The following is a 21,602-nucleotide window of genomic DNA, read 5'->3' as shown; positions in this document are numbered from 1 at the left end:
CATTAACGCCCTCAGACTCCGGGAACTGCAAAAATTAAATTATGCCAAATTGTAGAGGTGGGGCGATCGCTAATTCGGGGATCTAATTTTTGCAACGCTCCAAGATTTCCTGTAATCTTGATGAGAAAGCTAGGGGCTAGGAAAGATTTCCATACTTGGTTATGAGATTTTCTCACGATTAGCTGACTTGAAATATTTATATCTCCCTTTCCTTGTCCCCCTTCTCCCCTTCCCTTTTATGCATAGTGTGATAAATCTGTCAACTATATGGTTTCTACATTGCAAACAAATCAACAAAAGATAGGCGTGGCGGTTGTTGGTACAGGATTTGGGCAAAAAGTCCACATCCCTGGATTGCAAGCACATCCGCAAACGGAGGTGGTGGCAGTTTATCATCGAGATATCAATAAAGCTAGAGCGATCGCTAAATCCAATAACATCCCCCATGCCTGCGATACAATTGCAGATATCGTCAAGTTACCCGCAGTTCAAGCAGTTACCATCGCTACCCCACCGTTTTTGCACTATGAAATGGCAAAAACAGTACTGCAAGCAGGGAAACATTTATTACTGGAAAAACCGACGGCTTTAAACGCAACTGAAGCGAAGGAACTTTATCAGTTAGCGCAAAAGCAACGTGTAATAGCAACTGTAGACTTTGAATTTCGCTTTGTTCCAGGATGGCAAAAGTTTGCTCAACTATTATCAGCAGATTATGTAGGAAACAAGCGGTTAATTAGAATTGATTGGTTAGGTTCTTCCCGTGCAGATGCTTCCCGCCCTTGGAATTGGTATTCTTCTCAAGATAAGGGAGGTGGTGCATTAGGTTCCTTAGGTTCCCACGCCTTTGATTATATATATTGGTTATTTGGCCCGGTACGCCGACTCAGCGCCCATTTAACCACCGCTATTCCCACACGCATCGATCCCGCTACTGGCGAAAGCAAGCCAGTGAATACAGATGATACCTGCGTGCTAACGTTAGAATTAGCCGATGGTACACCTTGCCAGCTTACCATTAGTGCAGTAGTTCATGCACCGAGAACTCATTGGGTAGAAGTATATGGCGATCGCGGTACTTTAGTTTTAGGTAGTGAAAATCAAAAAGATTACATCCACGGTTTTCGGGTTTGGGGTTCCGAACCAGGTAAAACCTTAAGTGAAATTGAAATTCCCTCTGATTTAATGTTTCCCCAAAACCACGCCGATGGACGCATTTCCGCATTTATCCGCGTAGTAGATCAATGGGTTCAAGGAATTTACAGCCAGCAACAAATAATTCCATCACTACGAGAAGGCGTTTACTCGCAATTATTAATGGATTTATGCCATGAATCCCATCAAGCAGCAAGCTGGGTAAATGTACCCAACTTGGACAGTTTTGTTGACGGTTGACGGTTGACGGTTGACGGTTGACTGTTGACTGTTGACTGTTGACTGTTGACTGTTGACTGTTGACCAAATCAACGATGACGAAATTCTACTTCTTTTTCCAGAATCTTGATATCATAATTCTCAAAAAAATCGTGACCTAATAATCCGATCGCGGCTTTAGGTGCGATCGCAACTTCAATATTACTAGCTACAGCCGATCCCACAGTAATATTTTGGACTTGGCTAGTAACAAATTGTACTTCTGTACCATCGGCTATTTGGGCGTTGATTTTCCCTGTAGGCTGAAGTTTCAGGGCATTCGCCATTTTTTGAGTAATCAAGGTACTGCTAGCACCAGTATCTAAAATCATCTCAAAAGTTTGTTGTTGATTGAAGGTGACATCAACAACCGGAGTTTTCCCCATCCGCCGCTTGATAGGAATGCGAAAAACCCTACTATCTACAGGTGTTGCACCGCAAAGGCTACCTAAACTAACAGTTTTCCCAGAGGATGTTACCATAAAACAGCTTCCGGGATCGTCAGCCGTAGCACGATGGAGAAATGCTAAAAATATTAACGTTGGCATTATTGCCACTACACCTAAGTTAAGAGTCATCCAACGCTTCTTAGCATTATTCATAGGATAATTTGCTCCGCAATTCCTAATACCCTTTGTTATTAGATTACCCAATAGTTAGTAGTCAGTCGTCAGTTGTCAGTGGTTAACCGTTAACAGTCAACAGTCAACCGTCAACAGTCAACCGTCAACAGTCAACAGTCAACCGTCAATCCTCATCTTCCGGCATTATCGCCTCTTGCAGATTAGCACCGTCAAGTTTTGCTCCCTGGAGTTTAGCGCCTCTGAGGTTTGCGCCGGCGAGGTTTGCGCCTTTAAGATTAGTCCAAGATAAGTTTGCACCCCGTAAATCGGCTTCGCTGAGGTTGGCGCGGAATAGATATGCACCGCTAAGGTGAGCTTTGGTGAGATTGGCTTTATAAAAGTTAGCTTTGTAAAGGTAAGCTTCTATTAATTCTGCTTCGTGTAAATAAGCTTCGCTTAAATCAGCTGCAATTAAGTTAGACTGCATCAGATTAGCAAAACAAAGATTAGCGCGAATGAGTTTAGCGCCATCTAAATCAGCCTCTCTTAAGTCAGCATTACTTAAATCTGCACCTATGAGATTAGCATTTGCGATCGCCGCATCGCTCAAATTTGCCCAACTCAAATCACAGCCAATCAGGTTAGCATGGCTAAGATTCGCTTGTTTTAAGTTAGTTCCGCTTAAATTAGCAACGCTGAAGTTAGCTGCACTCAAATTCGCTTCAATTAGCTTGGCGCTGTAAAGATTAGCACTACTTAAGTCAGCGCCGCTCAGGTTTGCTCGTACCAGCAAAGCATAACTTAAATCGGTTCTCGTTAAATTCGCCCCTTGCAGGTTAGCACCTCTAAGGTTATCTCCACAGAGATTTGCACCACTGATATCTGGTTCAATCTGGGGATTTTGATTTCTCCACTCAAGCCATTGAACCGCACCAGCTTTCAGCAAAGCTAGATGCTCTCGATTCGCCATTGTCTCTCCTTTACTCCTGACGACCACTTTGGGGATTTGTCCGACCTGTCACATTTTCAATCGCTGTTAATGCGCCAGCAGCACCGGCAAGAATATCTCGTTCTTGTCCGCCTAAATACAGCCGTCCAAAGCTACCTACAGCTTGTACCTCCAGAATATTAATCGAAGCTGCTTTTTCGGCTTCGTTTGCAGCTAATGCAGCATAAGCCGCAGGTTCAACTTCTAAAACATACAGAGTTTGTCCGGCTAATAATAACTGTCCCCGGCGGGTGCGATTGATTAATTGCGTCTGGTAAGCATCGATATTGCGGATAATTTGGCTAGAAACTACCCGTGGTTTGATACAATCTTCTCTTTTCACCCCTAAAGCTGCCAAAATCGCTTGACCAGCCGAGCGTGTTTCCCCTTGGGAGCTAGAATGAACTTCTAATAAACCATAAAGTCGTTCAACTACCTGTACACCAGGACGCACAGAGGCGGATTTTAAAGCAATATCTGTAATTTTATTAATTTCAATACCAGGAGAAATTTCAATCCATAGCGATGTATCCCCTGGTAATGGTAAGAAACCTTGAGCTACGGTTCCCATATATGCTGCATGTTGAGGTTGCAGATTGTCGAGAAATACGAAACTGCGTAGTTCTATTCCCAAGGTATTAATCTCCAGTCATGGGGCTAAATGCGATCGGTTGCAATATATGAGTGTAACCGATAGTCAGTCCTCATTAGTCATTTGTCAGAGACGCGATGAATCGCGTCTGTACAATGTGAGGTCATTTGATTGTATAAAAAGCAACTTTTTTAATTTTTATTGCTATAGGCGGTAAACGCAGCACTGAAAAAGAATGAAACACCAATAATTAAATACCACAGAGTCAGCAGCTTACTTTTACTCCAGCCTGGTTTCATCATGTCACCACTGTCGGCACCATGATACCAGTTATCGGGGAAAAAGAAATCAATATATGCATTTGACCAAACGCAAGCATAAATATTGTTGACGACTAAATGCTCCCACAGCACCGCAGAGAAAATCATGCAGCAGCAAAAGATAAATAAAAATTTGAGTACAAGGGACATTGGTATTGATGGTGATTCAGGTAGTTTTTTAACTTCTCGCCTTTAACATCAATGGCAATGTGTGGTTTTTCGGGATAATACTGGGTTAGATGAGGAATGCAGGCGATCGCTTTTTTTTAGTATAAATGTTCTATAAATCACCAATACCACTGAAGCCTTTTTTTATAACTTTTTTAGTAGTCCCCAAGCAAGATGTAGTTTCTGGTTATTACAGCAAACTTAGAGATAAGTAAGCGTAAATCATCATAGCCATGACTACTGAAAAAACCAAAAACCCCCGCAATATTACTTCGAGTAATTCTCAGGAAACCGAAAGCAAGAAAGAATTAAATCAGAAGACTTCGGTTGAATTTTCAGTTAGCGTTGTCTTAGGAGTTTTAATAATTATACTTGCGGCTGCGACTGCTTATTTTGGTGTGGTTCGCTAATTTATGAGCTAAAAGTAGCTAAAAGTAGGGTGTGTTGTCGCGTAGCGCAACGCACCGCTATAGCTTAACAATTCAAAATTCTCTCTTGGAAAGTTCTGATGCCTTCTCCTGTCGGAGACGCTACGCGAACGGCAACCCCTTCGGTGTACGGAGGAAACCTCCGCTCAGACTTTCCGCACAATTAAAGACTGTTTTGAATTTTGAATTTTGAATTGTTAACGATTGATTGCACGCTGAAATTTTTGCGCTGCATTATAGATTCTCTGATTGTTTTGTTGGCGAGATAAATAAGCTGCCCTTCTTGCATCTAAATAGGGAGCATCCCAAATGTGCAAAAACGCCCTCACCCTATAAGGGTGGGGCTAGAAATACGAAGCCTGCCTTCGCAGGCTAAAAGTTTGATAGCCTGCGAAGGCAGGCTTTGTTGGTATAGCAATACCCTTGAGGGTATTGCGTCAAAATTGGGATGCTCCCTCTAAATAAGCATTGTCTCTGTCTCCTAATTTGATAACGCCATAGAACGAGCAAGATAAGCAGCAGCATAACTAGGGTCGTTGGCGAGTGCTAAATTATAGGCTGCGATCGCACTCTGGTATTCCCCGTTTTGATAGTATTGGAAACCCTGTTTGAGATAGGAGATTGCAAGTAGAGGATTAATATTTGAATTGCGAACATTCGTATTGTTTGTTTGATTCATTGTCCCCAAAGAACCAAGTTTTTCCTAAATTCCTCGTGTAATCTTTTTAGATTGTCATTTGATGTTTTTGAGTTAAACACATTGCTGTGCTTTGCTCATAATAGGCGGCTTCATTTAGGAATATAGGGTATGCTGGAGATTCGCCTGCATAAGTTATTGTTTGACCATCAAATGTTAGAAACATTGGATCGCTAGGATTCAAAGCCTGATAGTCTTTATACTGAATGTGCGGATGAATCATGGCTGTAATTTCCCCGTGTTCATTGCGGGGATAATCAATTTTTTCCAGGTATTTATACAAAGTAAAACTCTGGGAAAATGTAGGTAGTTTATTCTGGTTGTAAAGTTCTAAATAGTCTAAAGTTGCGTAAACTATGGTTTGAGTTTTGAGAAATAAATCTGCATTTACAACACCTTGAGGTATTGCACCTACTTCAATACCTATAGCGAATTTAGCACGCGATCGCAGCCCATGTTTACCCCGCCCAGAGCTTCCTGAACTGTAAATTTTTATTTCAGGATGTAAAGAGCTTAAATAAGCAGCTAATTGCAAATTAAATTTTTGATCATCATCTAAAAGAACAGTTACACCCATGTTGGATGTTGTACTATGCAAATCTACTATGAAATCCACAGGATATTTACCATTTTGACCATATATATGATTGATATTTTTAGCTAACAAATCTTCATAATTAACTAGAGTTCCATCCTCTAAATTTTCCTCTAAAAAGGAGCGATTCAAATCTTTATCAATGTATCTTCTTCCAGCTTTAATGGCTTGTGGGTTAGCTAACAAAGTTAGGCTTTCAAAAGTAGCTCTGTGAATTAGTTCAGGATGTTGTTGAAACAATTTAACTAAATATACTCCAGTTAACTCATTCCCATGAGTTCCACCTACAATCAAAACACGATTGATAGAATGATTATTAAGTTTCATTACTAGTGTTTCCTCTGACGAGTTGCTTTGTTGTCATTAACATATCTGAAAAAACTGTCATCACATCACCTGTTTTAGACAACAGTTGATGACTATTTAGTTGAGGTAATTATTCAAAAACAATTTAGAGTTGCTATATAATGCTCAAAAAATAAACATTTTGCGTCACTGTATAGATGAGCAGATATGAAATAGACTTGCAACAATTGAAGTATGCGATCGCTTTATACGATCAACAGGGACTTACGAGAACTGCTGAATATTTGAACATTGATAAAGGGTTTTTGAGTAGAGAAATCACATCTCTAGAAAACCGCTTAGAGTTCCAAGTATTTAAAACTAGAAAAAGTCCAGTCAAATTAACAGATGCGGGTAATGAGTTTTTAACTGTAGCTCGTCAAATTATCAATCAATTTGAGCAAAAAATTGAATTATGTCAACAATTACATCGGGCTGAAAAAGAACAAATCAATATAGGAATTAATATATCTATGTCCAACAGTCTATTACCCAAAATCATCAAAAAATTTCAGCACCAGTTCCCAGCAGTAGAAATAATTTTATATGAAATGCCGTCTTACGAACAAATTGAGAAATTGCGACACCAAGAAATAGATTTAGGCTTCTTTCATCGACATAACTTAGAAAATACCCAGAGAAATAATGATATATTCGATTGCAAGAGTATTCTCAAAGAAAAACTAGTCATAGTTTTACCAGAAAACCATCGTTGTGCGAAACAAACCAGCATTTCATTAAAGACATTGGCAAATGAACAATTTATTTTGCCACCAGAACACCTATTAAATAGCTTACGCGAGCAGATTAAAAATCTTTGTCAAGAGGCAGGTTTTCAGCCTAAAGTTAGACAAGAAGCAGCTTGGATATCAACAATTTTGAGTTTAGTTGCAGGGGAAATGGGAATCTCACTACTACCAGCTAATGTGGAAAATTTGCGACGAAATGGAGTAGTCTATCGTGATATTCAAGAACAATCACCAATATTAGAAATCATTACTGTTTGGCGAAAAGATAATAAATCTATTGTTTTGCAAAATTTTTTGCAAGGGATTGAAGATGTGTGACTACAGCTATACTTTATAAATAACCTCTCATTGTTTTGCTAAAGCCAAATCACTTTCAATTACCTTGGCACCTTTTAAATTAGCGCCAGCCAAATTACAAGCATAAAAATTTGCCCCTCTTAAATCTGCTAATGCTAGATTGGCTCCTGTTAAATCTGCATCAGTAAGGTTAACTTCAGTTAAATTAGCACCACTTAGATTCGCTCCTTTCAATGAGGCTTGTTGCAAATTTGCACCTGTGAAATTAGCCCTCATCAGGGATGCTTTATTGAGCTTAGATTTACTTAAATTAGCTTGATTAAGGTTTGATGCGGTTAAATCAGCTTGACTTAAATCGGCTTGACTTAGATCTGCAAAATTTAGTTTGGCATAACTTAAATTAATTCCCACCAGTGTCACCGATTTTAGTACTGCACACCGCAAATTAGCATTCACAAAATATCTTTCGCCAATCGCGTAACGGCGTAAAATTTCATCCGTTGTGACTCTATTTAAAACAACTTGTGATGCGCCTTGATAACACCATTTTGCTTCTAATAGTTTGGCAGCAGTGTTAACAGCTATCTCATCACATTGAGCTATCATCACACCATTACAGCCATCCCACTCACCATTAAGCATTAAGGCTATCTCATTAGCTGTAGAAATGGAGTCAAATAGCAAAACAGATTCTTGATGCGGTTTGAACCAATTATGCCAAACTTTAGCGATAGTATTTGTCATGGTGATAATTTTTGGTAAATTAAGTGACCAAGCACTGCACAAAAACCTACAAAATGGATGCAGCTTCGTACAGCGCCCAGTCACTAATTAGTTACATTCAACTCAACTACAAACCACGGATAGAAATAAATTCTACGCAGCTGTATCAGAACGTTCAATTTGCTGACGAATGGTATCAATAGAAGCATTAACGGCAGCTAGTCTAGATTCTAAATCATCTCTGATCCAAGTCAGGAATTTTAATTTCCGCTCTAAGTTAGCTTTGTGGGAAATGGGTTCGCTGCCACAACAGGAATTACCCCAGAAAGGAAACATAGGAAACATAGTTAACCTCTGTATTTAGCTGTTTTAACAGTGCAATTGATTGCCTAACTATATTCTGACGAAATTGCAATGAGCTTGGGGTGAGTAATAACCGACCATTTTTGTACGTATCTGGCAGGCGATCGCAATTCCAAAGTCGCCTCGAAAATATGCTATAATATCTACTCACATCACCTATGGAACCAGAAAAAGCTGAGGTTGGTACTTGCTGAGAAATATTGTTAGTCAAAAACATACTTTTCTGCTACTTTCCAATAGCGAGAGAAGCGCTTGAGGTCAATATATCCGTCGTAATCAAAAAACGGTTCTACTTCAAACACTTCTAATTTTAAAGAACGCTCAATGTCATCACAGATATTATGAAAACGCGGGCTAGGGCTATCAGTTGTTACTACTAAATCAGCCTTGTTTTCTTGAGCAAAAGCTAAAATTTCTTTTGCTACATTACCGCGACGAATTTCTACAGGTAACTCTAGCAAGCACTCGTAAATAAACGTTATTCGCTTGAGACTCAGTTGCCATTCTTCTATCAAAGTATCATCCCAAACCCAAATTGCAGGTGCATTTGGGTATTCTTGTAAAGCCGGGTTTTCCGGACTCAAACAGTCGCCATGTATCCAAATTATTGGGTTAGAGACGCGATTAATCGCGTCTGTACAATTATTATTTATCATTTGTTATTCTCACTATGCCCAATGCCCCATGCCCAATGCCCAATTCCTATTTCTTCTTACCTTTTTGCCAGCTTTGACTGTTGGGTTTTTTGGTAAATTCGCCTCTGGGAAATAGGCGTTTTTCTAATTGTTCGTAGCTACCTTCAAAATCACAATTACCGTAGAGAGGACATTGTTGACAATACACACTTTTTGTGTATTTTTCTAAATTCTCGCGGTTGAAAAAATAAGGTTTATGACTGAAAGTGCTGGCTACCCATTGCCATGACATATTATTACTGGCAGGATCGCCGTCTAATAAATGTTGTAAAAACCATTTTGCACCTGCTTGCCAGCGAATCCGCCGCCAATGGACAATATAGGCGGCTAACCACATGCGGCTATGGTTATGTAAATAGCCAGTTTCGCGTAATTGTTGACTAAATTTATCGATGCAAACTAAGCCTGTATTCCCATCTTTGATATCTTGGGGTAATTCTGGGGCGTATTCTGCTATGGTGTAGCCTGTTTTATATTCTTCTTGGTCTTGCCAAATGTTATTTCCTAGTTTGGCATATAATCTTTGCCAGTAATCCCGCCAACCTAATTCGTTAATTAGTTTTGTTGCATCATCGCGGTTTTGGACTTTATGTAAGACGTAATCGCGGATTTCTCGCAGGCTCAAAACTCCATAACGGATATATGGTGAAAGTTTAGTGACATCACCTGTTAAAAAATTGCGTGTTTTTGCATATAAGGCTGGTTTAACCTTTTTTAAGGCTGTTTGGGCGGCTTTTCTGCCCCCAACTATCTCGCTGACACTATCGTCGCGTTCTGCGGCTTGGGGGAATTGTTCTTTGAGATAAGCGATTAATTCGTCCCGACTGGCAAATTCACGCTGCATAAGTTATGTGTTTACAAAATTTAACAGTTGACGCTACATAATAAGATAGCGTTGAAAGTCAGCCAGTGGAGTTTGAGAGCAAAATAGCAATCCTTTTACGGTTCAGTTAGGAGTCGTGTGAAAATAAGTTGAACAATTTAATATTTGTAGTGCGGGCATTTTGCCCGCGCGAGCAAGATGCTCGCACTACTTATTTTTACTTGATGCCTTAGCGTCAAAAACCTGAAAAGATGTAGGTTGGGTTGAGGAACGAAACCCAACAAAGCCGCTTTAATGTTGGGTTTCGCTATCGCTCTACCCAACCTACAATTATTCTTAACTGAACCGTATTGGATTATATGCCAATACGGTTCAGTTAGCGTCAAAAACCTGAAAAGATGTAGGTTGGGTTGAGGAACGAAACCCAACAAAGCCGCTTTAATGTTGGGTTTCGCTATCGCTCTACCCAACCTACAATTATTCTTAACTGAACCGTATTGGATTATATGCATCTTCATCTTGAATCGCTATTAGCCAAGAATTTTTCTTAGCTACCAGTTGAGCGCCGCAGCGATTTGTGCAGGTAATTTCATCGCTTTAAAAGGCTTGGTGATAATGGCTTTAACTGCGAGTTCTGCAAATCGCCGTTTTTCGGTGGCTTGAGCTTTCGCCGTCAGCAATATTACGGGTATTGACTGGGTGACTGGATTGGCTTGTAAGGCTTGAAAGGTAGCGATACCATCCATATCTGGCATCATCACATCCAAGAGAATAGCATCTGGCTGTTCGGCTACTGCTTTGGCTATTCCCTCACTACCAGAGGCGGCGGTGGAAACTTGCCAAGCGCCTACTGTTTTCAAGGCGAGTTCAGCTACTGCCCTGATGTCATATTCATCATCAATAATAAGAATCCGTTTTGTAGTCATGGAAAATTTGCCTAGAAAGAATGAATTATTCCAAAAACTGCACGGCTGAGACTCTTGCCTTGATTGGGGTTGATGAATTACAGCATATTTCAGGTAAATGAGGTACGCGCTTTGGGGCATGGCAGTGCCACTGCCCCTACAATCAAAGATAATCTGTACCTCACCCACCGGCTGTATGTAGGGAACAGGGAATCAAAAAAGATGAGTCTTATCAATCTCTTATTGACGAAAGAAATAAGATTCAACTTTGCTAAAATCCAAGTTGATTAAATCACAGTCTTCCACAAAAAAGTAGAAGTTGTCATCAACCTCAGAGGGGTGATTCAGTTCTAATAGTAATCTTCCCTTTGCGCCTTCGATGGTTTCGTCAACGTAAGAATGCAGCTCTACATACCCGCCTAACTTATTACCGCGTTGTTCTACAAGGTTGTTTTCCTGTTCATAGTTCCAAATCCATTCATCAAATTCCTGACTGAGTGCTGTGAGTTCTTCAGGAATATTCAGGGGAGCGTATAGAGAGCGAGCTTGCCAAAACACATCCTGCTGTAAGACAAATCTTAAAGCATAAATATCTCTATACCATTCTAATTGCTCGCTGGTACTGGCTAAAAAGCTAAAGTCAGTGACTAAGTTATTTTTATCTTGGGAGATTTCTGGGAAATAGAGGATGTGGTGTTGTTGGGGACTTAGCTCACACATGGGGACATTTAAGCCGGAGTAAAATTGTAAAATTCCCTGGCGAGGTAGCGCAAATCCGTCAATTATGGGTAAATCGGCGCAGTTTATCTGCATTAAAAACATCATCATCTCACCAGTTTCGCCATCGATAGGATAGCTTATACCTTTGGGAAGATAGGGATGACCGCCAATTTTACTTTGCCAAGGTTCTAAGGGATCTGCGTCTTCAGCAGAATTAAGGTATCCAAATTCGTCGGTAATGATTTTGATGTAAGGTATTAAGTTTGCTTCTAGGAGCGATCGCAGTGGTGCAAACTGCGGCGGTAAATCATGTATTATGTTATATACCATACTTATTTATTCTAAAAATATCAGTAATTATATTGGGTTTTGGCTGACTTCGCTGCGATCGCCAATCATGCGGTTAAGTAAATTGATCACTCGCTGCTCAAATTCTTGGGGAGTAATCCGTCCTTTGGTGAAAAATAGGGTTTGTCCTAACTTTAAGCGATCGCGATCGCGATCGTCTAAATCCCGCGCTGTGTACACCACTAATGGTACTTGGCACAAGCGTTGATGTTGACGCAGCCAATCAACCACCGCAAAACCGTCGTTTTCTGGCAATCCTAAATCTAGTACCAATAAGTCAGGTAAAATATTCTGACTAATTTGGATTGCTTGTGTGCCTGTTTGGGCGTAAAAGCTAGTAATACCGTGACGATTGAATAAAGCAATGAGTACCTGGGCTAAATCCAGGTCATCTTCGATAATTAATACTTTAATACATTGATTTTGAGTTACTGTAGCTTTTTCTAAAGCTTGACACAACAACTTAGCATTGGGCGGTTTGACAATCCAATCGCTAATACTGTTGGGTAAAATTTTATTCGCATCGGGTAACAAACCACTGAGAATAATCACGGGGATATTTTGGGTGTGTGGCTGTTGTTTAAGAATCGCCAAAGTTTCCCAACCATCCATTCCCGGCATCATTAAGTTAAGAATAATCGCATCGGGATGGTATAGTTTGGCTTGCTCGACAGCTTCTTGTCCTGATGCGGCGACTATGACGCGGTAACCTTGGCGTTCTAGCATGGTTTGCACGACAACCCGCACGCCAGCATCGTCATCGCACTCTAGTACTAAAGGCGAATGGGGAGAACTAGCGATTAGTAAAGATAAAGCAGGATTTTTCAGATTTTCTCGCTCTTTTTCTCTGGTTTCTGCAAGAATTGGCAGGGTAAAGAAAAAAGTGCTACCTTCGCCTAAGGTACTTTCCACCCAGATTTGCCCGTGATGATGCTGTAAAATACTGCGACAAATCGCTAAACCTAAGCCTGTTCCTCCCTTTTGGCGCGAGTCGGAAGCGTCAACTTGTCCAAAGCGCTCAAAGATAGATTCTAGTTTCTCCGGGGGAATACCTCGACCTTGGTCTTTAACTTGGAATTGGATTTTTTCGGCTATAATTTCGGCACTTAGCCAAATCGTTGCACCTGGAGAAGAGAATTTAATGGCATTGCTGAGTAAGTTGGTGAAAACTTGAATTATCCGGTCGGGATCTGCCCAAAGTGGTGCAGATAAGGGTGAAACTGATAATATCACCCCGGCTTGTTCTGCCATTTCCTCCACAGTTTCGATAGATTGCGTCATTAACTCCCCAGCGTCGCAGAGTTCCTGCGTCATTTGCACTTTACCTGACTCGATGCGCTCGATATCTAAAATGTCGTTAATTAGCCGTACCAAGCGTTCTGTGTTACTAGCCGCAATATCTAACATTCGTTGCGCTTCTTCTGGTTCGGCTTGGAGAACGCCACCAGCTAATAAATCTAAAGCGCCAGCAATGGAAGTTAGTGGTGTGCGCAATTCATGACTGACGACGGAAACAAATTCATCTTTGAGGCGTTCAATTTCTCGGCGATCGCTGATATCTTTCATAAAGCAATAATGGCCGATGAATTGACGCTGGCGGTTGTAGGCTTTCACCATTACCACTTGCTTGTCAAATATCGATTGATCTTTACGCACACCTCTGGCTTCTACTTCCACTTTGCCGTTGGTGAGCATGAATTGATAGGCTGCATTCAATTTTTCTAAATCTTCTGGGTGAACAGTTAACACCCATTCCATACCAATCATATCTTCTGGTTGATAACCAACGGTGTTAGCGTAGGCGGGATTTATCTTCAGATAACGTCCTTGAGTATCTAACTGGGAAATACCTTCAACTGCACATTCTAAAGCTTGGCTGAGATAACGCAGCTCTTCTTCGGCGCGTTTGCGCTCGCTAATATCTTCGACTAAATAACAAAATTGCGATCGCCGATTGCGATCGCTATTAATTGCGGACACTGTAGCTGATAGCCATTTTGTTTCTGTAGGTGTTTCATGAGCATATTCAAAGCGAACTGGAGCATGGCTGCGTTCGGCGGCGCGATAATTTTCAATCCACTGGTTAATATAATCTTGTGGCGCACCCATGTCGCTAGCTCGGCGATTTTGCATGGTAGCTGGTGTCATTCCATAAAATTTTGCGGCGGTGGCATTATCAGAAATATGGAGAATATCATTATCTAGCACCTCCACAACTCCCATCAGCATCGGCGCGCTGTCAAAGAAACTGCGCAAGGTGGCTTCGCTTTGGTTGAGTGCTGCTTCTGCTAAGGCGCGATCGCTAATATCTATGATGGTACCAATTGAGCCTATAACCTCTCCTTGGTTTCCTCTTTCCACTACCGCCTGTGCAAAAATCCAAGTGATTTTGCCATTGCGATCGCATACCCGATGCTCTGATTTAAATGGCAAATCATTATGTATACTTGCAGACCATGTATCTATTACGCGCTGACGGTCTTCCGGATGCAAAAATGTTGTCCAGCCTTCTCCCAGTAACTCTTCCAAACTTCCACCGATAATCTCACAGCCTTGTTTGTTCATAAAAACGCAGTGCCCAAAAGCATCAGTACGGAAAATTCCTACTGGTACAGCTTGGGCTAAAGTTGCATAGCGATTTTCACTTTGACGCAAAGCCTTTTCAGTCGCTTTGCGATCGCTAATATCGCTGCCAATGCCAAGAAAGCCTGTAATTTGATTGTCAGCATCGCGCAAAGCTGTGATTGATAGCAACACCGGAAAGCGCGAACCATCTTTGCGGATATAAGTCCATTCCCGCTCATCTATTTGTCCCCGTCGCGCCTTCGCCACAAATACCTCAAAACCTGGCTCAATATTCACACCCAATTCTTGAGACAGTTCTTGGGCAACTTTGACAATTTCATCTTGGTCATGAATAATGGCTGGAGTTGTTTTCCCAATTACCTCATGGGCTGCATATCCTAGCCATCGTTCCGCCGTTGCATTAAAGGTGAGGATAATACCTTCGGGTGTGGTGGAAATAATTGTGTAGTTTGCACTATCTAAAATTGCCCGTTGCAGTTCTTGGTTAGCTGCTTCTACCTGTTTCGGCAATAATCTTACTACCACAAATGCTACCAGCACTGAAATTACTACTGTAATTGAATTCCATAGATAGCAATGGTTTTGAGATATAAATGGGCTGGAAATAAAAAATGCATGTAATAATTCTAACATTTAGCCTCCGATTAGATATGGGGCATTGGGCATTGGGCATTGGGCATTAGGCATTGCTCAAGAGTCATTTATCAATGGTTTTCTTTGTCCCCCCTGCTCCCTGCCTTTCATTCCTTGTCCCCCTGCTCCCTGCTCCCTGCCCCCTGCCTTTCATTCCTTGTCCCCCTACCCCCTGCTCCCTGCCCCCTGCCTTTCTAGAACTGCATCCGCCGCTTGATAGAGTGCTTGTAAATTCGCACCGTCTTGGGGATAGTCAACAACGGCTGTACTTAAGGAGACATGGAAATTATCGCCATTGGTAGCGGTAAATTCTATTTGACGTAGGCTTTTGAGCAGATCTAACAGCCGTTGCTCGCCATCTGTTTTAGTCATACCTGCCATCCCAACAACAAATTCTGTACCGCCCCAGCGCCCGACTACATCTTGAGTGTGAAATGTCTGGCGTAATAGTTCACCGAGTCGCGATAAGACGCGATCGCCTATTGCATGTCCGTATTTTTGATTAATTTCTTTGAGGTTGTCTAGCTCTAAAATAGCGAAGCAAAATGGTTGTTGGTGGCGTTCGCTGGATTGCAAATAGCGGTTTAAATCTTCTGTGGATTTGCGCCGATTAGCAACGAGTGTTAATCCATCCAGTTCGGCTAAATTACGCAGCCAGCGCGATCGCTCTAGGCGATTGAGTATCCTTGTCATCAGTTCTGGTTCGACAATCGGCTTGCTGATGTAGTCGTCAGCACCTGCAAGAAATACCTGATGTCTGGTTTTAGTATCGTTGTGAGCCGTGAGAAATAAAATTGGCAAACCACTCCATTGCGGATCGTTTCTAATAACTTGGCATAACTCTATACCGCTTACCTCCGGTAATTCCACATCTAAAATTAGTAAGTCGGGTTGCGCCACTGCCATTGCTTCTAAAAACCGCAGGGGATTTTCTAGGGTGTAAACTTTTAATCCCCAAGGTATGAGTAAAGTTTGGAGCGCAGCTAAAATGTGGGGATCGTCGTCTACTACCATTACCTTGGCTTGGGTGGAGTGAGTGCGCTGTAATATTTGCGTCACAGTATCTAAAACTTGGTGGGGAGATACAGGCTTTTGTAAAATCCCGCTACCACCTAAACGAGCGACTTTCACCCGGTCGAGTAAACTGTCTTTATCGGTTAAAACTATTACAGGTATGGGAGATTGGCAAGCGTTGAGTTCGCCAAGGAAAGCGAGAGTATTTTCTGTGCTGTCGCTAGCACTCAAATCTAATAAGACAACATCAGGGGAATTTTCCGCCATGAATTCCCTAGCCGCGATCGCATCGGGTACAATTTGCGATCGCATCGCCCAACTATTAGTTTCTGTCGCCAATGCTGTTGCTAATTCTCTATCTTGGTTCACAATCAACAGCAAAGGAAGTTCATCCACTAGTTGATTTTCTGGAAGTAAATCCTGCTGATACTCAGAGTTTAACTGTTGCAATTCTTGACGCAACGCTTCAACTAATTGATAAATCTGCTGTTTTATCTGTGACTTAAATTTAGTACCTGTTTCCCACAAAGATTCTAATTCTTGCGCTAAACGCGAACCTTCATCAGAACCGAACATTCCCAGAGAACCGGCTAATTTATGCGCCTCCATCTTAGCTTTTGACCACATTTCCTGAGAAAGTTTACCCTGTCGTAACATAGTAGAAGCTTGCTCAATCGTGGCTACTCGTTCTTCGAGTTTCTGGGATACCTCTTGCCAAACTTTACTAATTCCCGTTGCTACTTGATTTTGCGCCGTAGCTGGCGATTTTTTCCCATTATTATCGGGGTTATAATGTTGCAGCCACTTGGGTGTAAAGTTCTCTTGCTGAGTGGGTTGTGGCTCTTTGCTTTCCCGTATCGAAGACTGGGATTTTCCCTTAACTACAGTTGCTCTATCGGCTGGCTTGAGTTTATAGCCAATTCCATAAACCGTCTCAATGGGATCGTCTGCAACTCCTGCGGCTTTGAGTTTTTGGCGTAAGCCTTTCATGTGCGATCGCACTGTATCATCTGTTGGTGGTTCTTCCAATGACCACAAATGATCGATTAAAGCGCTACAACTAAAGATGCGGTGATTGTTGCGCAGAAATAGCTCCAGTAAACCGTATTCTTTAGGAGTTAAATGCAATAGTTTACCCTCACAGGTAACTTCACAATTGCTGGGATCGAGTTGTAAGTTTTTCCACTCCAATAGCGGTGGTAAACTCGAACCACCTCGACGTAATAAAGCCCGAACCCGCGCCAATAACTCTTGAAAATCAAAGGGCTTGGCAACATAATCATCCGCGCCAGCATCCAAACCCATAATTTTATTTGTGCTATTGTCTTGAGCCGTTAATAAAAGCACAGGTGTTTGATTACCATTAGCGCGCAATCGCTGACAGAAGTGAATCCCGTTTAGCTTAGGCAACATCACATCCAGCAGAATTAAATCATAAGTAAATAACTCTGCTAAATCCCAACCTTCTTGCCCATCCTTGGCGATATCAACAGCATAATGCTGATTTCTCAAGGATTTAGCCAGAGATTCTGCAATAATTTCATCATCTTCAACTAATAGAATTCTCATGGCGGTTACTGACCGCAAATTAATAGTTATTAGTGTAAAAGTGAAGCAGGAAATAGATAAAATATTTACAGCATATTGTCAGTTTTTGAGATACAGATTATCGTTGATTGTAGGGGCACTGGCACCGCCATGCCCAGAAGCGCGTACCTTGATTATCAATCCCTGTAATTTTAAATTTACAAATTCAATATTGGCAGAGGTTTTAAATCTGTTTATATTGAGTTTAAAACGCTTATGTGAAAACATTTTCTTTTCTTTTGCCTTACTTTAACTAAAGATAAAAATAAATACAAAATTTTTTTTAAACATCATCTTTAGGTTAGCTCAGATTAAGCTTTGGGTTAAACTGTGTTTGTAAATGTCAACATTGAACCCCAAACAAGGGCGGGGAAACCCCTACAATTACGTATCAAAATGCGGATTGGGATTAACTCTCACTAATGCCCTATGCCTCAAGCGCTTGTTATTACCCACATATCTAGAAGCCTTATTGCGTCCCCAGGATGAGCAATTTAAGCCCCCAGATAGTGTGTAACTAGCAACCAGAAAATTTAAGCTTGGCGTATAAATTGGGGTAAATAGTCATGAATAAAGAAACTGTTCCTAGTCAAGCCGAAAAGATGAATCCTGAAGGTGATGCATCGCAATTAAGCCCAGAAACCCTGGATAAAATCAAACATCCAGCGAAAATGGATGATGTCATCCGCGAACAATCAGCCGAAGAACGTCGCTCCAACCCAGCTTTAGTCCCAGAAATGCTAGATGAACCCACCGACGAGATGATTGGCTTTACCAAAGAGTAGAATAATTGACAATTGTAGAGACGCGATTAATCGCGTCTATGATTAATCGCGTCTATGATTAATCGCGTCTCTGACTAATTTGGTAACTTTGGCGGTTTAGTACCCATCCATTTTTGATAAATTTGCTCATAAGTTCCATTAGCCAACAAAGTGCCTATACCTTTGTTGATTGTCTCTAAATAAGGAGAATTATGGGGTGTAGCAATCCCATAAAATTCTTCTGTGAGCAGATTACTCACAACTTTAATACCTTTGAGTTGACCAGTTTTAATGGCATACAATGTAGCAAAGGCATCGCTAATTGCTGCATCAACGTTACCATTTTGCAAGTCTTGAAAGAAATCAGGGCCGGAATTAAAGGTAATAATTTGGGCGTTGGGGATGGTTTTGGCGAAATCTGCACCTGTTGAGCCGATTTGCACGCCTATTTTTCTACCTTTGAGGCTGTTTACGTCTTGAATATCTTGGTTGTTGGCGCGAACTGCGATCGCAAGTCCAGCTTTAAAATAAGGTCGAGAAAAGGAAATTGTTTTCTGGCGTTCGGGGGTAATGGTAATCCCATTAATCGCTGCATCTACTCTTTTGGCTTGTAATGTGGATATCATGCCATCAAAGGGTAGACTTTCCCATTGCACTTGTAAACCTGCTACCTGAGCGATCGCATTCATCAAATCGATATCAAACCCCTCAAGATTACCATTAGCATCTTTCATCTCAAAGGGTACAAAGGTGGGATCTGTAGCTACTTTCAGCGTTTTCCATCCAGAGTTTGAGCTAATGCTATTCGTTTGCAGCAACCCATGACAAGCAACCGTTAATAGCAGACAGCTTAAGCCCAAAATTAGTTGATGCCATTTCCACTTAATTACTTTCACTGTCATCAAATATAAATGTTACAGAGTGTAGTTACACAATTATTGATATTGTTTCCCCATTAATACTGATGTGAATTGTGAATATAAATATCTAATTTTTCGCTAATATATTAGCTAAAATAATTAGTTTTGTAAAAACTTCTTGTCAGTTCTCGGTTTTTTGTGAATCGCTCTCTAGGTCAAAAATGGGCATGGGGCATGGCACATGGGGGAGCCAGTGCGTTCGGTCGCCAGACTTGAAGCAACTGGCGTCATGGGGCATGAAAAAAACAGCTATTCATGTTTGGTTGTGAGATTTTCTCGTGAGGGACTAACTTGAAAATAAGCGAGGGCAACAGATACCTAACTACGCCTATAATTTATCCGCATCAAATCGGATTGCTATAGAAAAAATTTCACTGAATGATAGATAAAGTAGTATTATGTTTCCAAGAAAATTTTTGCTTTCATCATAAAGTTTAAAGCATAAACATAATTACCTGGTGTCGGTGAAAGCCTCTCAGGAATAATGCAATTTCAAAATCGGAAATCCCCAGATTAGTGAATGGGGAACAGTAAATAATATGTCTAATTCTGCAATTACTATAACCGTCAAGCTATTTGCCGCATATCAAGAAGCCTGTGGAAAATCAGAACTGGTGTTAGAATTCCCTGACGAAACACCGGTGAGTGCAGTCTGCGATCGCTTAATTGCCGAACATCCAGAATTGAGCAAATGGCGAGATGTTACCCGCTATGGAATTAATCTGATATTTGTGAAACCAGATACTATTTTACAAAATGGTGATGAAGTAGTGTTAATTCCACCGGTAAGCGGAGGTTAAATCATTCCGGTGAATCGCCAGGAACCAGGGAAATTCCTTAGACTAGTAATTGAGTAGCAGATATTGCTCGAATATTTGCACCCTAATTGCAGTTGGTCATGGTTCATGGTTACTACCTACGAAATGCCGAACAAACTTGCTGATGTCCAAAATTTGCTTGCTGATTTAATTTCCCGCTACTCATCTCGTGTAGATTACTTGATGATTCGCTTAGAACAAGCAGAAGGTACAGATATCTTGTTGCGGGGAGACAAGGTAGAAACCTTGAGCGAAGGGATTTCAATGGGCGGACATATTCGCGCTTGTTATAAAGGTGGCTGGGGACTCAGCTGTTTTAATCGACTTTCAACAATTCAAGAACGGATCGAAGAAGCGATCGCTGCTGCGCGCATGGTAGGCGATGAAGAAACTGTACTCGCACCGATAGATCCAGTTCAAACAATATGTCAGCTTCCCCTCACGGGGACAGATCCGCGCAAAATTTCTTTAAGTCAGAAGAAAGAATTATGCGATCGCTATTCTGATGTCCTCAAAAGCGTCGATCCGCGAATCACTACAACTTCAGTCCGCTACGCTGATAGCGCCCAAAAAATTATCCTCGCCACTTCCGAAGGAACATTAATTGAGCAATCTTGGGTGGATATGGAAATGCGCTTTGCAGCGACAGCGAGAAACGGCGAAACAGTACAAACCGGGAGAGAAACCACCGGTTCCCGCAAAGGTTACGAAGATTTAACCAATTTAGACACACAAGTTAAAAGTGCAGCTCAAAGAGCGATCGCAGCCTTAGCTCTACCACCAGTCAAAGGTAAAACTTATACCGTCGTCATCGACCCCATACTTACTGGGTTATTTGTCCACGAAGCCTTTGGACATCTTTCGGAAGCAGACATGGCTTACGAAAACCCAGATTTATTAGAGGTTATGACCATCGGTAGAAGATTTGGCCCCGAAGAATTGCAAATCTTTGATGGTGCTGCACCAGCAGGACATCGTGGTAGTTATTTTTACGATGACGAAGGTACGCCAGCCACCACCACCCAACTAATTAAAGATGGTGTATTAGTTGGACGTTTGCATTCTCGTGAAACCGCCGGCAAATTAGATGAAACACCCACAGGTAATGCACGGTGTTTAAATTATCATTTTATGCCCATAGTCAGGATGACAAATACCTGGATTGAACGCGGTAAAACACCAGTTGCAGACTTATTTACTAACATTAAAGAAGGGGTATATGCGCGTAATTGGTTAGGTGGAATGACTAATGGCGAAATGTTTACCTTTAGTGCTGGCGAAGCCTGGATGATTAGAAACGGTAAAATAGCCGAACCTGTGCGAGATGTCACCCTTTCCGGTAACGTTTTTCAAACATTAGCTGATATTGAAGCCATTGGTGATGACTTTTACTGGGATGAATCCGGTGGTTGTGGTAAAGGCGGACAAAATGGTTTACCTGTAGGTTGTGGCGGCCCCAGTTTACGAATTCGTGACGTAGTAGTTGGTGGCGAAAGTTAAAAAAAATTGTAATTCGTAATTATTAATCATTAATTACGAATTACGAAT

At 41.4% G+C, this 21,602-nt stretch carries 23 protein-coding genes; 6 read left to right on the top strand and 17 right to left on the bottom strand.

The features are described from left to right. Positions 1 to 11: 11 nt before the first annotated feature. Complete coding sequence (locus tag H6G08_RS31505; RefSeq protein ID WP_190550355.1) at positions 12 to 176, bottom strand: hypothetical protein; 165 nt, start codon at positions 174 to 176, stop codon at positions 12 to 14. 91 nt (positions 177 to 267) lie between these two features. On the opposite strand from H6G08_RS31505, the gene H6G08_RS31500 reads away from it, so the two are divergent. Then, positions 268 to 1,395: a Gfo/Idh/MocA family protein gene (locus H6G08_RS31500; RefSeq protein WP_190550354.1), complete on the top strand. Its 1,128-nt coding sequence runs from the start codon at positions 268 to 270 to the stop codon at positions 1,393 to 1,395. A gap of 68 nt (positions 1,396 to 1,463) precedes the next feature. Here the strand turns inward: H6G08_RS31500 and H6G08_RS31495 are convergent, their stop codons facing one another. The 4 genes from H6G08_RS31495 to H6G08_RS31480 all read right to left on the bottom strand — a co-directional run bounded on the left by H6G08_RS31495 (position 1,464) and on the right by H6G08_RS31480 (position 4,026). Beyond that, complete coding sequence (locus tag H6G08_RS31495; protein ID WP_190550352.1) at positions 1,464 to 2,015, bottom strand: retropepsin-like aspartic protease family protein; 552 nt, start codon at positions 2,013 to 2,015, stop codon at positions 1,464 to 1,466. Between the two features lie 145 nt (positions 2,016 to 2,160). Continuing rightward, positions 2,161 to 2,946, bottom strand: coding sequence for a pentapeptide repeat-containing protein (locus tag H6G08_RS31490; RefSeq protein ID WP_190550350.1), 786 nt, complete (start codon positions 2,944 to 2,946; stop codon positions 2,161 to 2,163). 10 nt (positions 2,947 to 2,956) lie between these two features. After that, positions 2,957 to 3,598, bottom strand: coding sequence for a beta-carboxysome protein CcmP (gene ccmP, locus H6G08_RS31485; RefSeq protein ID WP_096642636.1), 642 nt, complete (start codon positions 3,596 to 3,598; stop codon positions 2,957 to 2,959). 149 nt (positions 3,599 to 3,747) lie between these two features. After that, positions 3,748 to 4,026, bottom strand: coding sequence for a hypothetical protein (locus H6G08_RS31480; RefSeq protein ID WP_190550348.1), 279 nt, complete (start codon positions 4,024 to 4,026; stop codon positions 3,748 to 3,750). A gap of 251 nt (positions 4,027 to 4,277) precedes the next feature. Here H6G08_RS31480 and H6G08_RS31475 point away from each other — a divergent pair, with 251 nt between their 5' ends. Then, positions 4,278 to 4,454, top strand: coding sequence for a hypothetical protein (locus H6G08_RS31475; RefSeq protein WP_190550346.1), 177 nt, complete (start codon positions 4,278 to 4,280; stop codon positions 4,452 to 4,454). A 499-nt stretch (positions 4,455 to 4,953) separates the two neighbouring features. Here the strand turns inward: H6G08_RS31475 and H6G08_RS31470 are convergent, their stop codons facing one another. Together H6G08_RS31470 and H6G08_RS31465 are read right to left on the bottom strand one after the other, a co-directional pair. Further along, positions 4,954 to 5,151, bottom strand: coding sequence for a hypothetical protein (locus tag H6G08_RS31470; protein ID WP_190550344.1), 198 nt, complete (start codon positions 5,149 to 5,151; stop codon positions 4,954 to 4,956). A 46-nt stretch (positions 5,152 to 5,197) separates the two neighbouring features. Continuing rightward, the gene (locus H6G08_RS31465) at positions 5,198 to 6,091 is read right to left on the bottom strand and encodes an aspartoacylase (RefSeq protein ID WP_190550342.1); all 894 of its coding nucleotides are present in this window, start codon (positions 6,089 to 6,091) and stop codon (positions 5,198 to 5,200) included. A 176-nt stretch (positions 6,092 to 6,267) separates the two neighbouring features. On the opposite strand from H6G08_RS31465, the gene H6G08_RS31460 reads away from it, so the two are divergent. Continuing rightward, positions 6,268 to 7,176, top strand: a complete 909-nt coding sequence (locus H6G08_RS31460) for a LysR substrate-binding domain-containing protein (RefSeq protein ID WP_190550340.1) — start codon at positions 6,268 to 6,270, stop codon at positions 7,174 to 7,176. Positions 7,177 to 7,203: 27 nt separating this feature from the next. On the opposite strand, the gene H6G08_RS31455 is transcribed toward H6G08_RS31460, so the two are convergent. The 9 genes from H6G08_RS31455 to H6G08_RS31415 all read right to left on the bottom strand — a co-directional run bounded on the left by H6G08_RS31455 (position 7,204) and on the right by H6G08_RS31415 (position 17,534). Next, the gene (locus H6G08_RS31455) at positions 7,204 to 7,899 is read right to left on the bottom strand and encodes a pentapeptide repeat-containing protein (protein ID WP_190550337.1); all 696 of its coding nucleotides are present in this window, start codon (positions 7,897 to 7,899) and stop codon (positions 7,204 to 7,206) included. A gap of 132 nt (positions 7,900 to 8,031) precedes the next feature. Beyond that, a complete protein-coding gene (locus tag H6G08_RS31450; protein WP_096642630.1) occupies positions 8,032 to 8,223 on the bottom strand; it encodes a hypothetical protein in 192 nt (63 codons plus the stop codon). Beyond that, positions 8,195 to 8,452 carry a hypothetical protein gene (locus tag H6G08_RS31445; RefSeq protein ID WP_206758302.1) on the bottom strand — a complete coding sequence of 86 codons (258 nt, stop codon included), beginning with the start codon at positions 8,450 to 8,452 and terminating at the stop codon, positions 8,195 to 8,197. The genes H6G08_RS31450 and H6G08_RS31445 overlap by 29 nt, the downstream gene beginning before the upstream one ends. Then, positions 8,445 to 8,897: a hypothetical protein gene (locus H6G08_RS31440; protein ID WP_190550333.1), complete on the bottom strand. Its 453-nt coding sequence runs from the start codon at positions 8,895 to 8,897 to the stop codon at positions 8,445 to 8,447. Before H6G08_RS31440 ends, H6G08_RS31445 begins: the two co-directional genes overlap by 8 nt. 46 nt (positions 8,898 to 8,943) lie before the next feature. Continuing rightward, positions 8,944 to 9,780 carry an FAD-binding domain-containing protein gene (locus H6G08_RS31435; RefSeq protein WP_190550332.1) on the bottom strand — a complete coding sequence of 279 codons (837 nt, stop codon included), beginning with the start codon at positions 9,778 to 9,780 and terminating at the stop codon, positions 8,944 to 8,946. Between the two features lie 530 nt (positions 9,781 to 10,310). Then, a complete protein-coding gene (locus H6G08_RS31430) occupies positions 10,311 to 10,685 on the bottom strand; it encodes a response regulator (RefSeq protein ID WP_190550331.1) in 375 nt (124 codons plus the stop codon). Between the two features lie 219 nt (positions 10,686 to 10,904). After that, positions 10,905 to 11,714: a DUF1963 domain-containing protein gene (locus tag H6G08_RS31425; RefSeq protein ID WP_190550329.1), complete on the bottom strand. Its 810-nt coding sequence runs from the start codon at positions 11,712 to 11,714 to the stop codon at positions 10,905 to 10,907. A 27-nt stretch (positions 11,715 to 11,741) separates the two neighbouring features. After that, on the bottom strand, positions 11,742 to 14,858 hold the full coding sequence (locus H6G08_RS31420; protein WP_313943327.1) for a PAS domain S-box protein: 3,117 nt from the start codon (positions 14,856 to 14,858) through the stop codon (positions 11,742 to 11,744). Between the two features lie 258 nt (positions 14,859 to 15,116). Continuing rightward, entirely contained in the window at positions 15,117 to 17,534 is a 2,418-nt protein-coding gene (locus H6G08_RS31415) for a response regulator (protein WP_190550325.1), read from the bottom strand. 584 nt (positions 17,535 to 18,118) lie between these two features. On the opposite strand from H6G08_RS31415, the gene H6G08_RS31410 reads away from it, so the two are divergent. Continuing rightward, positions 18,119 to 18,337 carry a hypothetical protein gene (locus H6G08_RS31410; protein WP_190550323.1) on the top strand — a complete coding sequence of 73 codons (219 nt, stop codon included), beginning with the start codon at positions 18,119 to 18,121 and terminating at the stop codon, positions 18,335 to 18,337. Between the two features lie 74 nt (positions 18,338 to 18,411). Here H6G08_RS31410 and H6G08_RS31405 read toward each other — a convergent pair whose 3' ends face one another. Further along, positions 18,412 to 19,218 carry a basic amino acid ABC transporter substrate-binding protein gene (locus tag H6G08_RS31405; RefSeq protein WP_190550321.1) on the bottom strand — a complete coding sequence of 269 codons (807 nt, stop codon included), beginning with the start codon at positions 19,216 to 19,218 and terminating at the stop codon, positions 18,412 to 18,414. Positions 19,219 to 19,775: 557 nt separating this feature from the next. Here H6G08_RS31405 and H6G08_RS31400 point away from each other — a divergent pair. Next, complete coding sequence (locus H6G08_RS31400; RefSeq protein ID WP_190550319.1) at positions 19,776 to 20,036, top strand: MoaD/ThiS family protein; 261 nt, start codon at positions 19,776 to 19,778, stop codon at positions 20,034 to 20,036. 123 nt (positions 20,037 to 20,159) lie between these two features. Next, positions 20,160 to 21,554: a TldD/PmbA family protein gene (locus H6G08_RS31395; RefSeq protein WP_190550380.1), complete on the top strand. Its 1,395-nt coding sequence runs from the start codon at positions 20,160 to 20,162 to the stop codon at positions 21,552 to 21,554. The last annotated feature ends 48 nt before the right edge of the window (positions 21,555 to 21,602 follow it).

This window comes from Calothrix anomala FACHB-343 (assembly GCF_014696435.1).
GTDB lineage: Bacteria > Cyanobacteriota > Cyanobacteriia > Cyanobacteriales > Nostocaceae > Aulosira > Aulosira anomala_A.
The sequence above is the reverse complement of the archived record's forward strand: the minus strand, read 5'-3'. Positions and strand labels throughout refer to the sequence as shown.